At 53.6% G+C, this 20,289-nt stretch carries 12 protein-coding genes; 11 read left to right on the top strand and 1 reads right to left on the bottom strand.

Translation table 11 applies throughout. The annotated features are described in order from the left end of the window. Positions 1 to 53 precede the first annotated feature (53 nt). The 6 genes from guaA to ACTOVJ_RS02210 all read left to right on the top strand — a co-directional run bounded on the left by guaA (position 54) and on the right by ACTOVJ_RS02210 (position 9,082). Positions 54 to 1,607, top strand: coding sequence for a glutamine-hydrolyzing GMP synthase (gene guaA, locus ACTOVJ_RS02235; RefSeq protein WP_449501391.1), 1,554 nt, complete (start codon positions 54 to 56; stop codon positions 1,605 to 1,607). A gap of 175 nt (positions 1,608 to 1,782) precedes the next feature. Then, the gene (gene pcrA / locus ACTOVJ_RS02230) at positions 1,783 to 4,224 is read left to right on the top strand and encodes a DNA helicase PcrA (protein WP_449503879.1); all 2,442 of its coding nucleotides are present in this window, start codon (positions 1,783 to 1,785) and stop codon (positions 4,222 to 4,224) included. Then, entirely contained in the window at positions 4,221 to 6,155 is a 1,935-nt protein-coding gene (locus tag ACTOVJ_RS02225; protein ID WP_449503880.1) for an acyltransferase family protein, read from the top strand. The genes pcrA and ACTOVJ_RS02225 overlap by 4 nt, the downstream gene beginning before the upstream one ends. Beyond that, the gene (locus ACTOVJ_RS02220; protein ID WP_449503881.1) at positions 6,142 to 7,497 is read left to right on the top strand and encodes a cell division protein PerM; all 1,356 of its coding nucleotides are present in this window, start codon (positions 6,142 to 6,144) and stop codon (positions 7,495 to 7,497) included. The genes ACTOVJ_RS02225 and ACTOVJ_RS02220 overlap by 14 nt, the downstream gene beginning before the upstream one ends. Then, a complete protein-coding gene (locus tag ACTOVJ_RS02215; protein ID WP_449501190.1) occupies positions 7,494 to 7,763 on the top strand; it encodes a hypothetical protein in 270 nt (89 codons plus the stop codon). The genes ACTOVJ_RS02220 and ACTOVJ_RS02215 overlap by 4 nt, the downstream gene beginning before the upstream one ends. Before the next feature lie 20 nt (positions 7,764 to 7,783). Beyond that, on the top strand, positions 7,784 to 9,082 hold the full coding sequence (locus tag ACTOVJ_RS02210; RefSeq protein ID WP_449502615.1) for a hemolysin family protein: 1,299 nt from the start codon (positions 7,784 to 7,786) through the stop codon (positions 9,080 to 9,082). A gap of 53 nt (positions 9,083 to 9,135) precedes the next feature. Here the strand turns inward: ACTOVJ_RS02210 and ACTOVJ_RS02205 are convergent, their stop codons facing one another. Further along, complete coding sequence (locus ACTOVJ_RS02205) at positions 9,136 to 11,385, bottom strand: 6-phosphofructokinase (RefSeq protein ID WP_449503882.1); 2,250 nt, start codon at positions 11,383 to 11,385, stop codon at positions 9,136 to 9,138. Positions 11,386 to 11,550: 165 nt separating this feature from the next. Between ACTOVJ_RS02205 and ACTOVJ_RS02200 the strand changes: the two genes are divergently transcribed. The 5 genes from ACTOVJ_RS02200 to ACTOVJ_RS02180 all read left to right on the top strand — a co-directional run bounded on the left by ACTOVJ_RS02200 (position 11,551) and on the right by ACTOVJ_RS02180 (position 20,279). After that, entirely contained in the window at positions 11,551 to 13,665 is a 2,115-nt protein-coding gene (locus tag ACTOVJ_RS02200) for an alpha-amylase family glycosyl hydrolase (RefSeq protein ID WP_449503883.1), read from the top strand. 123 nt (positions 13,666 to 13,788) lie between these two features. Then, a complete protein-coding gene (pgi, locus tag ACTOVJ_RS02195) occupies positions 13,789 to 15,432 on the top strand; it encodes a glucose-6-phosphate isomerase (protein WP_449502618.1) in 1,644 nt (547 codons plus the stop codon). A 679-nt stretch (positions 15,433 to 16,111) separates the two neighbouring features. Continuing rightward, complete coding sequence (locus ACTOVJ_RS02190) at positions 16,112 to 16,960, top strand: biotin--[acetyl-CoA-carboxylase] ligase (RefSeq protein ID WP_449501185.1); 849 nt, start codon at positions 16,112 to 16,114, stop codon at positions 16,958 to 16,960. Further along, complete coding sequence (locus tag ACTOVJ_RS02185) at positions 16,957 to 18,693, top strand: ATP-binding protein (RefSeq protein ID WP_449503884.1); 1,737 nt, start codon at positions 16,957 to 16,959, stop codon at positions 18,691 to 18,693. Before ACTOVJ_RS02190 ends, ACTOVJ_RS02185 begins: the two co-directional genes overlap by 4 nt. Positions 18,694 to 18,695: 2 nt before the next feature. Then, entirely contained in the window at positions 18,696 to 20,279 is a 1,584-nt protein-coding gene (locus tag ACTOVJ_RS02180) for an acyl-CoA carboxylase subunit beta (RefSeq protein WP_449501183.1), read from the top strand. The last annotated feature ends 10 nt before the right edge of the window (positions 20,280 to 20,289 follow it).

Below are 20,289 nucleotides of genomic sequence, written 5' to 3'. Positions count from 1 at the left end.
AGTAGAGACTCGCAATCGTGCCATGAGCTTAGTAGGCTAGGTTCGTGGAAAATATTCAGCCTGTTCTTGTCATCGATAATGGCGCACAGTACGCCCAGCTCATCGCACGTCGTGTCCGTGAGGCCGGCTACTACTCCGAACTTATTCCTCACTCCTGGAGTGGGGAAAAGATCCTCGCCAAGAACCCCGCCGCAATTATTCTTTCTGGCGGCCCGTCCTCCGTGTACGAAGAGGGTTCTCCGTCTCTCGCCACGGAGATTCTTGACGCCGGTGTTCCGGTCTTTGGTATCTGTTATGGCTTCCAGCAGCTCGCCCAAGCCATGGGGGGTACTGTCGAACATACGGGAACCTCTGAATATGGTTCGACTGATGTTGAAATGCTTGCTGATGGCGTCATTACCGGAGAACAGGGACGCCATGTGAATGCATGGATGAGCCACGGTGATGCCGTGACTACAGCACCTGAAGGTTTCACCGTCACCGCATGTTCAGCTGGTGCAAAAGTTGCTGCATTCGAAAACTCTGAGCGTCGGATCTATGGCGTTCAGTGGCATCCGGAGGTCAAGCACTCCGAAGGCGGGCAGGAAATGATCGAAAAATTCCTCGCTCATGCCGGTCTTGAAAAGAACTGGAACACTTCTTCGATCATCGAAGACCAAATCGCGAAGATTCGTGCTCAGGTTGGTGATTCCTACGCTATTTGCGCACTTTCCGGCGGTGTTGATTCTTCCGTTGCTGCTGCACTTGTTCACCGTGCAATTGGCGAACAGCTCATCTGCGTCTTTGTGGATCACGGCCTCCTGCGTGCCGGAGAAGCTGAGCAGGTCATTCGTGACTATGCAGGCGCTCGCGGTATGCGCATCCTCGCAGTGGACGAGTCGGAACGTTTCCTTTCCGCTCTCGACGGCGTGGCGGATCCAGAGGCAAAGCGCAAGATTATCGGCCGTGAATTTATTCGTTCCTTCGAAGCTGCTCAGGCACGTTTGATTGCTGAAGAAGGTGCGGAAGGCCGTCACATCGGCTTCCTCGTTCAAGGCACTCTGTACCCCGACGTCGTTGAATCCGGCGGCGGCGATGGTACGGCCAATATCAAGTCGCACCACAATGTGGGAGGCTTGCCGGAGGATCTCGAATTTTCCCTGGTGGAGCCGTTGCGTGACCTTTTCAAGGATGAGGTTCGTGCAATTGGTTGTGAACTCGGTCTTCCGGAAAATCTCGTGTGGCGTCAGCCGTTCCCCGGGCCTGGCCTTGGTATTCGCATCGTCGGCGAAGTGACCCGTGATCGTCTGGAGACCTTGCGTGCCGCCGATGCTATTGTTCGCGCCGAGTTCACTGCTGCCGGCATGGACCGTGAGATTTGGCAGTGCCCGGTTGTCTTGCTTGCTGATGTGCGTTCTGTTGGCGTGCAAGGTGATGGCCGTACTTATGGTCATCCGATTGTTTTGCGCCCAGTGAGCTCGGAAGATGCCATGACAGCTGATTGGACACGCGTTCCATACGAGCTGCTGGCGAAGATCTCGAATCGTATCACCAACGAAGTTCCCGATATCAACCGCGTGGTTTTGGACGTGACCTCCAAGCCGCCGGCAACCATCGAATGGGAATGATCAAACGCTGAAGGGGCGGTCTAGTAAGGCCGCCCTTTCTTTTCGTTTCATGGAGTCATCTGCTGTTGGGGCTTACTCGGACACGTGAGCACCCAGTGAACAGATAAACAGTGACCGACGCGCCGAAAGTGGACACGAAAAACTGTCATAGGTGCCCATTAGACTTGCTGACAGTATGAGTGAGAATGATTTTTCTGCAGCAATGGCACGGCTTCGAGCGCGAATCGACGCCGCGAAGTCTACTTCGTCTCCATCCACCAAGGTGGTAGCGTCGAGCGTGCGCAATGACACGTCGGTGTCGTCGGGAGCTGAGCGTTTGCTTGCGGGGCTCAACCCCGCGCAAAAGACTGCCGTCACCTCCCAATCCCCATACATGCTGGTTGTTGCTGGCGCGGGATCAGGGAAAACAAAAGTCTTGACGACACGCATCTCCTACCTCATCGCAACAGGTAGGGTTGCCCCGGGCGAGATCCTCGCGATTACTTTTACAAATAAGGCAGCCAAAGAGATGCGTGAGCGTCTCGAAGGGCTCCTCGGGCCGCAAGCACGCTATATGTGGATTTCTACCTTCCATTCAGCGTGTGTGAGGATACTCAGAGCTGAACACGACGCAATTGGCATGAGATCAACCTTCACTATCTACGATTCGGCTGATTCTTTGCGCTTGATGACGATCGTTGCGCGGGAAGAAGGGATCGAGTCGAAGTCGCATCCGCCGAAGAAACTTATTCGCGCGGTGTCGGATCTGAAGAATGAACTTGTGAGCGCGGAGGAATTTGAGCGCGCAGCGAGCAGCAAGGATGAACAGATTCTTGCTCGGGCTTATTCGGGGTATCAAAAGCGCCTCGCAAGTGCGAATGCTCTCGACTTCGACGATCTCATTATGAAAACAGTAGAGGTTCTTCGTACGAATCCCATGATTGCGGAACATTACCGCAGGCGTTTCCGTCACATTCTGGTAGACGAATACCAAGACACAAATGTTGCCCAGTATGAGCTCATTCGCACCCTCGTCGGAGATACTGCTGAGGCCATTCATAGTGAGCTAACGGTAGTGGGAGACGCCGATCAGTCGATTTACGCTTTCCGTGGGGCAACCATCCGAAATATCCAAGATTTCGAAAAGGATTTCCCTGATTCGCAAACTGTTTTGCTTGAGCAAAACTATCGGTCAACTCAGAATATTCTGTCAGCTGCAAATGCGGTCATCTCCCATAACGATGGCCGGCGTGCCAAAAATTTGTGGACCGATTCGGGCAGCGGTGAACTGCTAGTGGGCTACGTTGCGGATGCTGAGTCAGATGAAAGCGCCTTCGTGGTCGAAGAGATTGATAAACTTCGCGCCGATGGGTACAAGTATGGCGATGTCGCTGTCTTCTATCGCGCTAATGCCCAGTCGCGCGCACTCGAAGAGATGTTCGTCCGATCAGGGATTCCATACAAAGTTGTTGGTGGCACGAAGTTCTATGATCGCAAAGAGATCAAGGATGCGATTGCGTACTTGAACGCTGTGGTGAATCCTGATGACACGGTATCGATCCGTCGTATTCTCAATGAACCTAAGCGGGGGCTTGGTGCTAAAGCTGAAGAGGCAGTTGCTTTCCATGCCGCTCGCCACGGGCTCTCATTTGGTGCTGCGCTGAGCGCGGTGGCGCATCCTGAGTTAGGAGAAGTCGAGGGGCTAACCCCACGAGCGCGAGCGTCGATGACGCAATTTGTCCTCATGCTCGAGGGTATGCGACAGCAAGCGGAAGAAGGGAAAGCCCCGGCAGATATTCTCGATAATCTCATGGATGCATCCGGATATCTGGATGTCCTGCAAAAATCGAACGACCCTCAAGATGAAGTGCGCGTTGAAAATCTCGCTGAGCTTCATTCGGTAGCGTCTGATTTTCGCGTGATGAATCCGCAGGGCACGCTGGGGGAATTTCTTGATCAAATTGCGCTCGTATCGGACACTGATCAGATACCTGACGGGGAAGGTGAGGGACAAGCTGTCCTGATGACCGTTCACACAGCCAAGGGCCTCGAATTTCCCGTAGTGTTTGTGACTGGACTTGAGGATGGAACATTTCCGCATATCCGTTCTCTCGGATCTGCACGCGAACTAGCAGAAGAGCGCCGTCTGGCATATGTGGCGTTGACACGAGCACGCGAACGTCTTTACGTGACGCGCGCTGCGACGCGTTCCCAATATGGTGCGCCGCAGTCTTTGCCTCCGTCGCGTTTTTTGGAGGAAATTCCTCAGGATGTCATCACGTGGAGGCGATCTGAGGCATCGGTTGAATCGATGCGAGGGGGATGGAATAGTGCCCGCTGGTCATCACGTGGGAGTGACTCGTGGAATGATAACGATTTTGCGCCAGCATTCGGTGGGAAAACGTCATTTACTCCAGGAAAATTGGATGAAGCACAGCCTGCGCCTGCACCCGTCACAGGGGAGCAAAAGACCGGCGGTCTCTCGGTCGGTGATCGAGTACGGCATAAGTCGTTTGGCACGGGCACGGTAGTGTCATTTGAAGGAGCCGGAAAATCAACAGTTGCTAAGGTGAAGTTCACCAACGGAGCAACGAAACGCTTGATGCTGAGATTCGCTCCATTGGAAAAAATCTCATGAAACGGCTCGTTACTCATCCCACTTGGAAGAACCGACGTTCGCAAGAACCACAATCGGGCTTGGCTGTATATTCGGATCACGGCGGTTATATCTCAGGCCTTGATGGGTTACGCGCGATTGCTGTTCTCGCCGTAATTCTCTACCACGTTGCTCCCGGTGTTTTTCCCGGTGGATTTCTGGGGGTGGACGTATTCTTTGTAATCTCGGGCTTTTTGATAACGACACTCCTTTTGCGTGAAAAACGTAAAACTGGTGCGATAAATCTTGGACAATTTTGGGTTCGACGTGCCAGACGGCTCTTGCCTGCTTTCGTCGCACTGATCATTATTGTGGTGCCTTTAGCCTGGGCTGTCAGTCGTGACTTGCTGGTCGGGATCGGCAGACAGGTTCTCGGAGCCTTAACGTTCTCGACTAACTGGCTAGAAATTGCACACGGGAGTTCTTATTTTGACCAGACGACGCCGCTGTTGTTCAAAAATTTTTGGTCGCTAGCGATCGAGGAACAGTTTTACCTTCTATGGCCACTTGTCATGTTGTTGCTTGTTGGCAGTGCGCGGAAGCTGTGGCAGCGTCTGAGCGTTGCGAGCATTATGATCGTTAGTTCAGCGAGTGCAATGGGGATTCTCTACAACCCTCAAAATGTTACTCGTGTGTACTACGGGACAGACACCCATCTTTTCGGCATTGCTCTGGGGATTATCGTCGCATTTTGCTGGGCAGACAGACGGGCTCCGCTTTTGGGTTCCTCAGAATGGATCAAACTCTCGCAACCGGTGGGGATCGGCGCGCTTGGCGTGATTATTGTGGCTATATGTGTTCTTCCCGATACTGCGCCGGGAGCATATCGCGGAGTCATTGTTCTCATTAGTGCCTTAAGCGCTGTGCTGATCGCTGCGATGCTGCAGCCTCAATCATTTCTTGCAAGGATTTTTGATCATCAGATATTTCGTTGGATCGGTGAACGCTCTTACGGACTTTACTTGTGGCATTGGCCAATTCTCGTGATTGTGAGTGCGGCATATCCTGTCACGATCGGCTCAATCGGGTACTGGATACGTGCTCTCATTGCCCTTCTTCTGACCGCAGGTGCGTGTGAACTGTCACTGCGTTTCATCGAGTATCCGATACGGCATCGTGGCTTTCGTGCCGTAACCGCGGATGCCAGAGAGACAATTCGACGCCGTATTGAATGGCAAATTGCTGCTGGAGTGAGTGCTGTTCTCCTCCTGATGACCATCATTGTGATTGCGACAGCTCCGGCAAAGAGTTCAACGACCCTCGCGATTGAAAAAGGTGAGTCAGTGGTGGATGAGCGCTCCACAGAACCGCATTTGTCATCGGCAGAGTCTTCTGAACTTAGGCAAACAGATCGTTCGCATCTTGCGGACGGTTTTCACACGTCGCTTCCTCATACTGAGGAGATCACAGCGATTGGTGATTCAATGATTGCGGCGTCGAAGACAGGCTTCACACATGTCATGCCTGGTATTCGATTTATTGCAAAATCGAATACCCAGTGGAAAGATGCCAAGCAGATGATCGCTGACGGCCTGAACAAAAAGCTCATCGGCCGCGGTGTCATCCTGTCTTTTGGAACAAATGCAGGAGTTCCGCATCCCCAGGAAGTGCGTGAAGTTCTCGATCTTCTTGGATCGCATCGGATGATTGTCTTAATGAATCTCTATTCTCCGTCAACGTTTATCGCCTCTGCCAATAAAGAGTTGGCGGCCATAGCCGACGAATACGCGAATGTCACTCTCGCCGATTGGAACTCGTATGTGTCAACTCAGCCCGCATTATTGCAAGTTGATCAAACTCATCCGTCGATTCAAGGCGCAGTTGAGTTCGCACAATTGTCCTATCAGACAATGAAGGAATTCTCTGCGCAGTTGAGTTCGCATTCCCATTCAGGAAAGAATGATGGAAAGTAGCGCTGTGCTCAGTGAAAGGACTGCAATGGATGACGAACTGACGCCATTCCAACGAGCGATGATCGTAACCAGAGGCGCACTTTTCCCCTCAGCACTGGTGTGGTGTGTTCTGACACTGGCAATACTTGTTTTCTATGTTGTCGACGCTGAAGCCCCTGCTTTGGGTGAAGCAACATGGATCGACGCAACGCGTTTCGCCTCCGGTTTCTTTCTCACGGCATTCGGTGGCTCCGTGCGAGTGGGGACGGGTTCTCTCACGCTTGCACCCTTGACCATCACCGCGATGGTCGTTGGTTTTACCTACTTATCGCTTCGGCGTCGTGGAGTATTGAACTGGCGTGAGTGGGCTGTTGCTACTTTCTCACCAACAGTACTGGTAGGAATGCTGGGTTTAATCGTTCAGCCTGGGGGACCTTGGTGGGTGGCGATTATTGGAAATGTTCTCTGGTTTGGCTGTGTGACAATCGTTGCTGGACGCGAGAGTCTTGTGCCAAATGCTTACGGAGAAATTGTCACAAACATAGTGAAAGTGCTGCGTTTACTTGTTACCACAATGGCGATTTTTTCCCTCCTGATCTTCGTTGCAGGAGTAATTGGTGGTGCGACACGCATTGCGGCAATCCAATCGTCATATATCGGCGGAATGCTTGACGCAGTTGGGCTGACACTTCTTCAGCTTGCGTACCTCCCTAATGCTTTGATCTGGGGATTTGCCTATCTCACAGGTGCAGGCTTTGCGGTGGGACAAGGGACAAGTTTCTCCGTTTTGTCGGTGACGTCGCTTCCCCTTCCAGCGGTTCCTGCCTTCGGAGCATTGCCACAAGTTGGCTGGCATGCCCCATGGCTGATCGCGGTGCTAGTCAGCAGTGTTGCAATCCTCGGTATATGGCGTGCGCGCAAAGATCCTCACCGGTCACTCGCAACAGCAACGCTTCACAACGCACTGGGCGGTGTGCTGTCAGCGTTGATCATGTCTGCACTCACGGGCGCCGCCTCCGGTGCGATTGGGGCTGGGCGTATGTCTGTCGTCGGTGCAAACGGCACACTGGTTTTTGGCCTTGTCCTGATTGAAGTTGCATTGCCTTTCCTTCTTGCCAGTGTGATTGCGCATCGAGCAACCTTGTCATGGACAAAGGGACGGGCAACCACCGCGTATACTCGCACGAAAGACAAAATTTCTGCAGCTGAGGAAAAACTCAAAAAACAGCAGCACAATGTGCTAAGTAAAGAAAATCCCGATCTCTCTGGCGATTCAAAAGAGAGTCAGGATACTCTCGATACACACGAAATTCCTATCGTGACCGATGATTCCTTCACCAAGGAGGCTGACAAAACGAAGTGAACGACTATCAACTCCCGCCAGTAGGGTACTACGTCGCACTTATACTGTGGCTTGTCGCTGTTGTCGCAGTAGCTTTCGTAGTCAATGTGGAATGGTCGGCAGATGTTCTTGCTTCCGGGTTTGTTGCTCACGCTCTTGCTCGAGTGCTGTTACCTGCCGGGAAAGTTCCTCAGGTTCGCACAAGGAGAGTCGATGTTTTTTGGTGCCTAGCATTTGCAGGCGTCATTGCATTCTTTGCTTCTTTTGGAAATACGCCGCAAATCTAGCGATGTGAGAAAGGAATATGTTGAGTTCGCTCGTCGTCAACATTTTGTTCGTCCTGTTGTTCACACTCATTGGGGCGATGTTCTCTGCGTCAGAAATGGCTCTTGTCACCCTACGAGATACGCAGATTGAGTCGATGGCTCTGACATCAAAATCTGGTGTCAAAATCAAAAAGCTGACCGACGATTCGAATCGGTTTCTCTCAGCAGTCCAGGTAGGCGTCACCCTTGCGGGATTTTTCTCGGCCTCATTCGGAGCCTCCACTATTGCTCCGGAAATTTCCCCTGTCTTCGTCGGCTGGGGAATGGGAGAAAGTGGCGCGGCAACGGCAGCGTTTATCGTTGTGACCATCGTGATCTCCTATATTTCGATTATCCTCGGTGAACTTGTGCCGAAACGCCTGGCGATGCAGAGCGCAGAAACATTCTCAAAACTTGTGGCTTACCCGCTCACCGCGATCACCGCGCTGCTTTCTCCAGTGATTTGGTTTCTCGGCCTATCCGTCAATGTTGTTCTGCGCCTGATGGGACGCGATCCGGAAAACAAACGTGAAGAAATGGACGCTGAGGAATTGCGTTCTTATGTGGCTGGTTACGAGGCAATTCCAGCAACGGAACGAGACATGGTTGTTGATCTGCTGTCAGTGGGGGAACGAACCGTTGAAGAGATCATGACTCCACGGACAGAAGTTGATTTCATCGATGCAGACTTGCCGATTGATGAAGCACAGCTGATGGTCAACGAACTCGATCACTCCCGGTACCCGGTACGAGATAATCAAAATGACGATGAAGTGATCGGCTTCATCCATATTCGTGATCTCCTTGTCCCTGAACCACAGGTGAAGCGTGTGCGAGATATTGTCCGTCTTGTTCAGTTTTTCCCCGAAGGTAAACCTGTTTTGGCTGCGTTGACTGAAATGCGCGCCCAAAATTCGCACCTCGCCATCGTGATTGACGAATATGGCGGAACTGATGGGATCATCACTCTTGAAGACGTCGTTGAGGAGTTTGTGGGAGAAATCCAGGACGAATACGATTCTGAAGCCGATATTGATTATTCTGCCGAGTCCGGCGGTGAGGTCTCCGGATTGCTCTCACGTGCCGATGTTGAAAAGGTTCTTGAACGTGAGCTTCCAGATGGGCCGTTTGATACTCTTGCTGGCTATATCGTTGATGAGCTTGGCCGAATGCCTCAGAAGGGGGATGAGGTGATGCTCGGATCGCTTCTGCTTCAGGTGGCCTTGATGGACGGACGCCGAATCGATCGAATTACAGTTATCCCGCAGCCGCTGGCAGACGAAACGGAGATTGCTGAGTAATATGGTTCGGTAATGAGACGGGCTGGAATGCACTGTTCCAGCCCGTCTCATTTTTATGCATCATGGAGGACAACTGAAAGGTTTGTCAACGGTTGATCATAGTGGGCATCTGCCATTGCTGCGGCAATGCAGGTCAGTCCCATCCACCACTGCTCGTACGGCAATCGTGAGTCCATATCAATCAGCTCAGGCATATGAGTAATGGGCAACGCAGTCATTTGTCCATCAAGATGCCCGACGTGGAAAGCGCCAGTTTTTCCTTGCTGAAGTTGCTCGTCCAGAACCGCTAAAGCACGATCGACAAGGCGAACTGCCAAGGTACGATCAAACGGTGAAGGCCGTCCACCTTGTTGTGTATGTCCGATGATGTGTGAGCGGACGTCGAAGAGGCCACCACCTTCTTCCTCGAATGTCCGGCGAAGGAAATCAGTGGTGTAATACTCCGAGGCTGACTCATTCCTGATCGACAGGTACAGGTGGCGTCCCTCGCTGAACGAGCGCACCATCCGCGCTGCGTCGTCGGCGAGGCGAGCGAGCGTGATCCCTTGCTCTGCCAGATACACCTGCTCGGCACCTGTGGTGATGGCACTCATCAAAGCAAGGTAGCCGCATTGGCGGCCCATTGTTTCGACGACGAAGGCGCGTTGTGAAGCCGAAGCCGAGGCTTTAATGGCATCGATCGTTTTTGCATTTACGTTCAGTGCCGTGTCCGCTCCGATGGACAATTCTGACCCGGGGAGATTGTTGTCGATAGATGATGGGACACAAATCATCGGAATATTGAAGGCGGGGTAGTGGGTACGTTCGGTGACCATATTGTAAATGGCCTTGTATCCTTTGAACCCACCAATCATGACAAGCGCGTCTAGCTTGGCATTCTCGATGGCTCGACCCAATGCATAGTATTCGTCTGACTCGGGGATAGTACGTCGTGTGCCAAGCTCTGCGCCCGGCTCAGTTGCCCATCCTTCGACGTCGGCCCACTCAAGTGAGCGGAAGGAGCCGGCGAGCAGTCCGGGAAAACCGCCTTCGATGCCGACCATCTCCCAGCCGCGAGATAGTCCGAGTTTCACGGCTGCTCGTGCGGCGGGGTTCATTCCTGGAGCGAGACCGCCTGAGTGAAGAATGCCCACGCGTTTGCGTTCGCCGTCGACCTTCGGGGCGGAGGGAGCGGAGAGCGTTTCAAAGAGGGCGATCATCTGTCCGTATCCGCGTCCACGTGATTCGATGGCTTTCTCCCATTCGCCCGAAGCCATGTAGTCCTTGACCTTACGCGTTGAGGCGATCGCGTCCATCATCGGGAGGCGGATAATACGGTTGCGCTGAGTACCGATAATTGTCGGTTCGTCATCATCAGTGGCATTGACTATGTCGAGAGTGGCGGTATAACCCAACACAGTGGACATCCAGCGATCGTAGGCCGATGGTGTGCCACCGCGCTGGACATGACCAAGGTTCGTGATACGGGCGTCCTCACCGAGGCCATCTTTGACCGCTTGCGCAATCTGAGTGGAAGTGATCGGCTGACCCGAGCGATCGATCGCGCCTTCAGCCAAGATGATGATCGAATCGCGGCGTCCCGAGGCGCGTCCTTGGCGGAGTTTGTCGCACATGGCCAATTCCCATCCGGGCTCTGGGGGATTTTCTGGGATAAAGACGTAGTCGGATCCTCCGACAATCGCACTCATCAGCGCCAGGTAGCCACAGTGGCGTCCCATCACTTCGATAATGAACGTTCGCTGATGTGACGCGGCGGTGGAAGCGATAGCGTCCAAGGCTTCCATGATTCGAGTCAGGGCGGAGTCAGCGCCGACTGTCATATCAGTACCGACAAGATCGTTATCAATGGAGCCGACGACGCCTGCGATATGGAGCTTGGAGTGAACCGTTGCTTGTTCACGGGTAATCTCACCGGCCTCGGCAAGTTCTTCCAAAAGCGATGGCCATTCGGCTCGGAGCATGTCTGCGCCTGTCAGTGTGCCGTCTCCGCCGACGATGACGAGACGATCGATTCCGCGCTCAACAAAGTTTGCCACGGCTCGTTTGCGCCCCTCTCGGGTGCGGAACTCGTCGCTTCGTGCAGTGCCAATTGCTGTGCCGCCTCGAGGCAGGATGCCCGAAGCATCGTTCCATGTGGTCGGGCGGATGTAGTCTCCGCCTGCAATTGCGCCCTTCCAGCCTTCATGAATGGCGTAGGCGGTGGCACCTGCGCTATGGGCTGTGCGGATGATGGCACGGACAACGGCGTTCATGCCCTGGGCATCTCCGCCAGAGGTAAGAAAGCCAATTTTGATATCACTCATGTGACCCATATTACCGTCAGTAGCTAAGTGGAATATGTGCTGATTGGCCTAGCTTGTGGTGCTTAACATCGACTTTCAAGAACATGCCTCCTACTCAAGACATGGTGCAGATGCTCCGCGACGTGTTCTCAGTCATAATAAGACCAGCATGTTCAAGGAGGAATAATGAAGAAGTCCCTCGCCGTCGTCGCCGCTGTCACCTGTGTACTCGCGGGATGCTCTGGTGGAACGAAACTTTCAGCGGGAGATCAAACAATTTCCATCGACGGCGTGAGCTACCCAGTTCACCTGGCAGCACCTGCTCATATCGAAGTTAAAAATGGCCGACTCGTCACCGCGGATATCGGTGAAGGTGCTCCGCGAGCCACTGCACCGTATCAATCCCCGTCAGGAAATGAACAGTTCTACTTCGTTATGACTGATCGATTCGCTAACGCAGACCCGTCGAACGATCGCGGGGGTATCTCAGGCGATAAACATCAGACCGGCTTTGACCCAACTGACATGGGGTACTATCTCGGTGGTGATATTGCAGGACTTGAAAAGAACTTGGACTATATTAAGGGGCTTGGAACTACGGCAATCTGGATCACTCCGCCGTTTAAAAATAAGCCAGTTCAAGGTGACACGGCGTCTTACCACGGGTATTGGATCCAGGACTTTACCTCCATTGATCCTCACTACGGGACAAAGGAGGAGATGAAACACTTCATCGACACTGCGCATTCGAAGGGAATGAAAGTTTACTTCGATATCATCACTAATCACACAGCCGACATTATTTCCTATAAGGAAAATGACACCACCTACGTCCCTCTTCAGAAGTCTCCTTATCAGGACGCCAATGGCAACGTGATCGACGTCTCGACACTTGCAGGTAAAACTTTTCCTCGACTCGATCCGAACCGTTCCTTCCCTTACACACCACAGGCGAAGGAAAAGAAACTCCCCGATTGGCTCAACGATGTGACCTTGTATCACAATCGTGGAAATTCGACGTTCGAGGGCGAATCGTCGACGATGGGCGATTTTGGTGGGCTTGATGATGTGATGACAGAGAATCCCAAAGTTGTTCAAGGAATGGCTGATATTTATACCGAGTGGATGAAACTCGGAATTGATGGATTCCGTATTGACACGGTTAAACACGTGAATTTCGAATTCTGGCAAGAGTTCATGGAAAAAATCGCAAAAGTCGGTGGCGATAAATTCTTTTCTTTCGGTGAGGTTTATGACACCCAGCCAGCAACTCTTGCCTCGTATCCACGCAAAACCAAAATGAATTCGGTACTCGACTTCGCTTTCCAAGCTGCCGTGACATCGTGGGCCAAGGGAGGGCCGGCGTCGCGCCTATCGAGTCTTTTTAAAAATGACGCGCTCTACACCACCGCGCATTCTTCAGCGGGCGATCTACCGACTTTCTTGGGAAATCACGATATGGGGCGAGCTTCTCAGATGGTGGGGCAGGATCCGAAGGCCTTTAACCTCGCCTATACGCTGATGTTCCTTACACGCGGACAGCCGGTGGTCTATTACGGAGATGAGCAAGGTTTCGTCGGCGGAGGGAAGGACAAACTTGCCCGCCAGCCACTCTTTGCAACTCAGGTGGAGGGTTACCGCTCTCAAAAGTTACTTGACGGATCCGACTTCGGTGCTGGCGCCCACATGTCTACTGACACGGCACAATATAGGCTGATTTCAACATTAGGCCAGTTGCGGCGTGAGAATCGGGCCCTTTCCGACGGGGCACAGTTTGAACAGCTCGACGACGCAGGCGTGTACGCATTTTCACGGCTCGACCCACGTGAGGGCGTCGAATATCTCGTTATTGTGAACAATGCTGAGTCGACTTCGGTCACTGTTCCAACTCTGACCAGTGGTGAGTTTAGCCAGGTGTGGGCGCTTGGCGACGCGCCCACGTCGGTGACAGCATCTGACAAAGGCGCAGATGTGAAAGTTCCCGAAAAGGGAGCGGTGGTGTATAAAGCTCAAACCAAAGTTCCCGTCGCCACAGGTGCGCCGATGTTGAGGACTGCCGATGACGGAAAGACAGTGACGCTGACGGCAACGCTCAAAGACGGGGTGGCGCCAGTGTCATTTGCGTGGCGCGCTGTCGGTACGGATCAATGGCACTCGCTCGGATCCGCTTATGCGCCAGAAGCAACCGTGATTCACGATGTCAGTGGCGAAAAAGAGAATTTAGTGGTCGAGTATCGAGCGACGAATGGGACGGACGGGACATCGGTGATCCATATCCTCGGTGGCCCGGATCAGCAGTAGGGAAGTCAAAGGAAACGAGACTCAACTGCGGGGGAGGCGTGCACGCTCGCGGACGTTCGGCCCGTTCAGGGTAGCCCCAAATGCGCTAAAATTTTGGCCGGAACTGACACAAAGGAGAAAAAGTTGGACGTTACCGCAACCCAGGCATGGAGCCGCCTCGGGCAGCTCCGCGATGGCCTCAATGTGAACTTTCGTGAATGGTTCGCAAACGATCCTCAGCGCGGCGAAAAGCTTGTCTTCACTGCTGGCGATTTGTATGTGGATCTGACCAAGAGCTACCTCACCGATGAGATCGTCGATGCCTTGCTTCAGCTCGCAGAAGAGGTCGATGTTGATGGTAAGCGTGAAGCGATGTACCGCGGTGACGTGATCAATGTGACGGAAGGACGTTCGGTTCTCCACACTGCGCTTCGTCGTCCCCGTGAGGACTCGCTGATGGTCGGTGGCCGCGATGTTGTGGCAGATGTCCACGAGGTTCTCGATCGCATCGATACGTTTGCGAAGAAGGTTCGCTCCGGTGAGTGGGTTGGCATCACAGGCAAGCCGATCAAAACCGTGGTTAACATTGGTATTGGTGGGTCTGATCTCGGCCCAGTGATGGCGTATGAAGCGCTGCGTCCGTACGTCAAGCCGGGCTTGGAAGTCCGTTTTGTTTCCAACATCGATCCAACAGATATCGGTGAGACGGTGTCGGATCTGGATCCGCAAACAACATTGTTTATTGTGGCGTCGAAGACCTTCACTACGTTGGAAACCCTGACTAATGCTCGTCAGGCTCGTACCTGGTTGCTTGAGAGCCTCAAGGCTCAGGGCATCGACGCCGACGGTGCGGTTGCCAAGCATTTCGTTGCTGTGTCGACGAACCTGGAGAAGGTTGCTGAGTTCGGTATCGATCCGGCCAATGCGTTCGGCTTCTGGGATTGGGTCGGTGGCCGCTATTCGGTTGATTCTGCCGTGGGAACGTCTCTTGCGGTTGCTATCGGACCGGAGAACTTCCGTAATTTCCTCGCTGGTTTCCACATGATGGATGTTCACTTCGCAAAGGCTCCGGCTCGTCGTAACGTTCCGCTGCTCATGGGTCTGCTCAACGTTTTCTACACTAACTTCATGGGGGCTGCTACCCATGCAGTTCTTCCGTATTCGCAGTACATGCACCGCTTCCCGGCATATCTCCAGCAGCTGACGATGGAGTCGAACGGTAAGCGTGTCAAGGCTGATGGTAGCGAAGTAACCACGACCACGGGTGAGGTTTTCTGGGGTGAGCCGGGCACCAACGGTCAGCACGCTTTCTACCAGCTTATTCATCAAGGTACACAGCTCATCCCAGCTGATTTCATTGCCTTTGCTAATCCAACCTTCGCGCTCAAGGATGGGGATAACGATCAGCACGAGCTATTCTTGGGGAATTTCTTTGCTCAGACGAAGGCTCTTGCGTTTGGCAAGACTGCCGAAGAGGTTCGCGCCGAAGGCACAGCTGAAGAAATCGTTTCGGCTCGCGTGTTCCCGGGTAACAAGCCGTCGGCCTCGATTATGGCTCCTGCGCTTACTCCGTCAGTGCTTGGACAGCTCATCGCCTTGTATGAACACATCACTTTCGTGGAAGGCGTTGTGTGGGGAATTGATTCATTCGACCAGTGGGGTGTTGAGCTCGGCAAGGCGATGGCCAAGCAACTCACTGGTGCAGTAGCCGGTGATGAAGAAGCCATCAAGGCTCAAGATCTCTCCACGCGTGGACTGATTGAGTATTACCGTATGCATCGCCGCTGAATCATGGTGCATGACGCAGATGCGCAATAGTGCGCAGGCACTGCGTGAGGCGACTTGATGATGAGCATGCTGTTATTCATCGAGCGGGTGGGGGGGGCGATATTTGCGCCCCCCCCACCCGCCATTTTTCGAGGTCAGTAAACATTACAGTGATCAAGGGTTGTTTGCCCTACAGAGGCATGGGTGGCCCGGGAGTGCGGGGATGCGCAGAGTTTTGGGAGTTTAGTCAATACGTGGTGTTAGCCCATTGCGCTCTGGGTGTATCTGAACACCACCGATACGGATGAGGGGCGTGTTACCTGTTGTGGTGTCGACTGTTGCCACAGGTTTTCCTCTTGGTGAAATCACTTTTGCCGGTACCGCGGTGGGTGTCGAAATCTTTTGAAGGTTCCATTTCGATTGTGGATCCGCAAATGTGACTTGAGCTTTTTCGCGGCTGAAAGGTCTGGCATAAGCGCGGCGATGGTGAGGAGAGAGGCGATAACTATTCGCGAAAGAAAATCAGAAGATGGAAGTGGAGCACAGTCCTTGAATTGGTGAGCTTTCGTGAAAACTAGTCTTCTAACTTACGGTTGGGTAAGTTAGTGCTAGAGTGGAAGAATCCGGAGTGTGCTCCGATTCGTGTTTGGTGATCGGCACCAGCTCAAACCGAAATGCACTGTGAGAGGAAGGAGCCACAATGGCATATGAACGTGTCCACAACTCGTTGACGTCCCAACAGGCGCTCGCGCAGTTGTACACGCCTGTGACCGGCTCTACCCAAGATGATGCACGCGCATGGTACGAAGATGGCAATATCCCGTCCTTTACAGTGCTGTCTGCTGGGCATCAAACTGCAGGTCGCGGACGTGTTGGGCGTGTGTGGGAAGACTGCCCTGATAGCGGGGTCCTTTCGACACTCGTGCTGACCATTCCCGATACTGCTGCAAATCGTGCAGAGATTGGCTGGCTCACCCTCATGGTCGCGCTGGCCGCGCGCAATGCAGTGCAAACTGTAGGAGGTACGAGTGCGATCGCACAGATCAAGTGGCCAAACGATATTGTCATCAACCGCGAAGCCTGTAGGGATGCGCACCGCCATTTCAAAATTGGTGGCATCTTGGGCGAGCTTCTTGGTGTACGTGACGGTGTGATCACGTGCGCGATCGGTATTGGCATCAACGTTGACCAGGGGATTGGTGACATTCCTCCGCTTGCCACGTCGATGCGCCTGGCTTTCGGCTCCCACGCAATGGGAAGCGCTGATCGTATCTTGGCAGACATTCTTGCTCGATTGCAGGCGATGTTGCCAGAATGGATTGACGGCGGGGAAGCGCGAAATGAATTGCTGCGCGCTGAACTCGTTGACCACAGTGCGGACCTCGGCCATGCCCTGACGGTAAATCTTGCTGGTGGCGAAAAAATCGCTGGCTATGCTCGGGTCATCGGAATTGATGGTTCGCTTCAACTCGATACGCCCTCCGGACCAGTGGCAATTACTCCCGCGGATGTGTCAATGTTCGCGGCTGAAGATTGGGAACAGAGATGAAAATTTTTGTGGCGAATAGATCCGAAATCGCAGAACGAGTGATCCGCACCGCCCACGATCTCGGTCATACGGTCGCAGTGGGGTATTCCGATTCTGATCGTGAGGCTCGTTTTGTTCGCATGGCCGACGAAGCCTTCGCTCTCGGCGGCACATCGACGTCCGAAACGTACATGAATATTACGAAGCTCGTTGAGCTAGCTACGCGAGTAGGCGCCGACGCCGTTCACCCAGGTTATGGCTTCCTTTCAGAGGTTGCGGAGTTTGCGGCTGCGGTTGAGGAAGCGGGTATCATCTGGATTGGCCCTTCCTCACAGGTTTTGGCAGCTCTTGGCGATAAGATCTCCGCCCGCCAAATCGCACAGCGTGCCAACGTGTCGTCTGTCCCTGGGATTTCCCATTCAATCCGTTCCCGTGAAGACGTCGAGAATTTTATTTCCAATGACAGCTTCCCCGTCGTCATCAAGAAAGCCGACGGTGGTGGAGGACATGGCATTAGTATCATTCGTTCAGCTGATGATGTGGACATGTTCTTCACTGTCAACGGACACAATCTTGATGCGTTTTTCATCGAGAAATTCCTTGAGCGAGCACGACACATTGAGACTCAGTCGATGCGTGATTGCGACGGAAAATTTTCCGTTGTCTCCACCCGTGATTGCTCAGTGCAACGCCGTAACCAGAAACTGATTGAGGAGGCACCAGCTCCGGGATTGTCTGAGGACGTCGTTGCCGAGCTTGAGCGAGCTTCGCGCGCCCTTTTCGAATCGGTTGATTACCGGGGCGTGGGAACATGTGAATTCTTGGTGGAAGACGGACATGTGTATTTCATGGAGGTCAATCCGCGCCTTCAGGTAGAACACACAGTCTCCGAAGAAGTCAGTGGCGTGGATATCGTTGAACAGCAAATCCTTATCGCTCAAGGCCAACCGAGCGCCGACGTCGGGTCGGCTCGTGCGCACTCGATTGAGTTCCGCATTAACGCTGAAAACCCGTCTCTTGGGATGCGGCCTGCCTATGGAAAGATCCGTCACCTCGTGTGGCCACTCGGTCATGGTGTTCGTATCGAGTCGGGAGTCTGCGAGGGCGACGTCGTCACGGCCGATTTTGACCCGATGCTCGCCAAACTGATCGTTACCGGTCCGACGCGCGAGGTAGCCATTGCGCGTTCGAAGCGCGCACTTGCTGAATTGGTTCTCGACGGTGTGGCAAATGGTGTCCAGCTCTATCGCGATCTTCTCGACGACGATGCATTTGTCTCGAACAACTTCTCTACCCGGTGGTTCGAGTCAACCTTCCTCCCTCAGTGGATGGAATCGCATCCATCGGCTCCGCAAGACATCATGCCCGAGGCCCCCACCGAGCGTCGCGAAACCTTCACAATCGAAATTGACGGTAAGCGCGTCACCCTTACTCTTCCGCAAGCGATGTTCGGGAGTGCTGCTCGCGCACAGTCGCCATCTCAACCACGTCGGCGCCGCTCCTCGTCGCCTGCGCGTCGTGCCGTTCTGGGAGAGACAACGAACGGTCAGGTGGCATCACCAATGCAAGCAATCGTTGTGCGCGTGCTGGTCAACGAAGGCGACGAGGTAGCCGAAGGAGATCTGCTTGTTGTCCTCGAATCCATGAAAATGGAGAGTTATGTGCGCGCCCCTCATGACGGTGTGGTCGAATCCGTGGCAGTCTCTGACGGCCAAACGGTGGCCGCCGGTGAGATTCTGGTCAAGATTGGATAAGTATGAGCACCCAGCCATTTTTGAATGAAAAAATTTCCATCGATACCTCCGACCGTGTTGCCGACCGTGCAAAATTCGTGGCTCAACTTCAGTCGCTTGTCGATTCGGCAGAAGAGAAGGCCATGGCTCGCCAGCACCCCAAAGGTAAAGGCACTGCTCGTGAGCGTATCGCAGCGTTGGTTGATTCTGGATCATTTGTCGAGACCGGCCAATTCATGGGTGGCAATGTTGCTGATGGCTTTTCAGGAGCAGCGGTTATCACTGGCCTTGCTCGGATCGACGGACGCCAGGTAGCCGTGTACGCGCAAGATTTTTCCGTGCACGGAGGAACGCTCGGAGAAGCTGAAGGCGACAAGATCCTTGCCATAATGAAATCGGCGCTTTCGTTGCGTATTCCGGTGATTGGGATGCTTGATTCAGGCGGTGCACGTATTCAAGATGGCGTAGTGGCATTGGGACAGTACGGGAGGATTTTCAAACTCTCAGTTGAAGCCTCTGGAGTGATTCCACAGATTTCACTGATTCTCGGTCCGTGCGCCGGAGGAGCGGTCTACTCACCAGCTCTGACGGATTTCATTGTCATGACGAAGGCGAATTCGCATATGTTCGTCACCGGGCCCGATGTTGTGCGTGCTACGACAGGTGAGGAAGTCAGTTTCGCCGATTTAGGTGGCGCTGAAGTTCACAATCACCGCTCCGGCGTAGCCCATTACCTTGCCGACGATGAAGCTGACGCGATTGATTTTACGCGCGCCCTATTGTCCTACCTTCCGTCACATTCGGGGCAACCAGCTCCGCGTTACGACTACGTCTCGGAGGATATCTCTACTGAAGTAGCAGATCTCGTGCCGGCGTCGTCGAAGCAGCCATACGACATGAGTGAAGTGATTGCTCAGCTGGCCGATTATGGGGAGTTTTTACAGATCCACGAAGGATTCGCTCGTTCGATTTTGACTGGTTTTGGAGCGTTTGACGGGCAAGTTGTCGGTATCGTTGCCAACCAGCCGATGGTCGATGCTGGCACGCTCGATGTCGATGCGTCAGAAAAAGCAGCCCGTTTCGTCCAGTTCTGTGATGCGTTCAATATCCCAGTGGTGACACTCGTTGATGTGCCAGGATATCGACCAGGAACTGAACAAGAGCAGGCCGGGATCATCCGCCGTGGTGCGAAACTGATCTGGTCTTATGCCTCAGCAACGGTTCCACTCGTCACCGTCGTCTTGCGCAAAGCCTATGGCGGCGCAGAGATCGTGATGGGTTCGAAATCTCTCGGCGGTGACATGGTCTATGCGTGGCCGAGTGCCGAAATCGCTGTGCTTGGGGCTGACGGCGCTGTATCGATTCTCCACCGACGCGAACTTGCCGCCGCACGCGAAAACGGTAACGAAGCTCAGGTGCGAGCCTCACTGATGGCTCAGTACACGGAAAAGAATGTGAACCCCCTGCTATCGGTGGCACGCGGAGAGATCGATGCGATCATCGATCCTGACCAAACTCGTGCCACCATCGTGGCCTCCCTGGCAGCTCTTGCCACAAAGAAAACGCCCCCCGCCCATGAACGCAAGCATGGCAACATGCCGATGTGATGAGGAGTAA

It is taken from the genome of Arcanobacterium sp. (ex Cirak et al. 2026) (assembly GCF_053585065.1).
The sequence above is the reverse complement of the archived record's forward strand: the minus strand, read 5'-3'. Positions and strand labels throughout refer to the sequence as shown.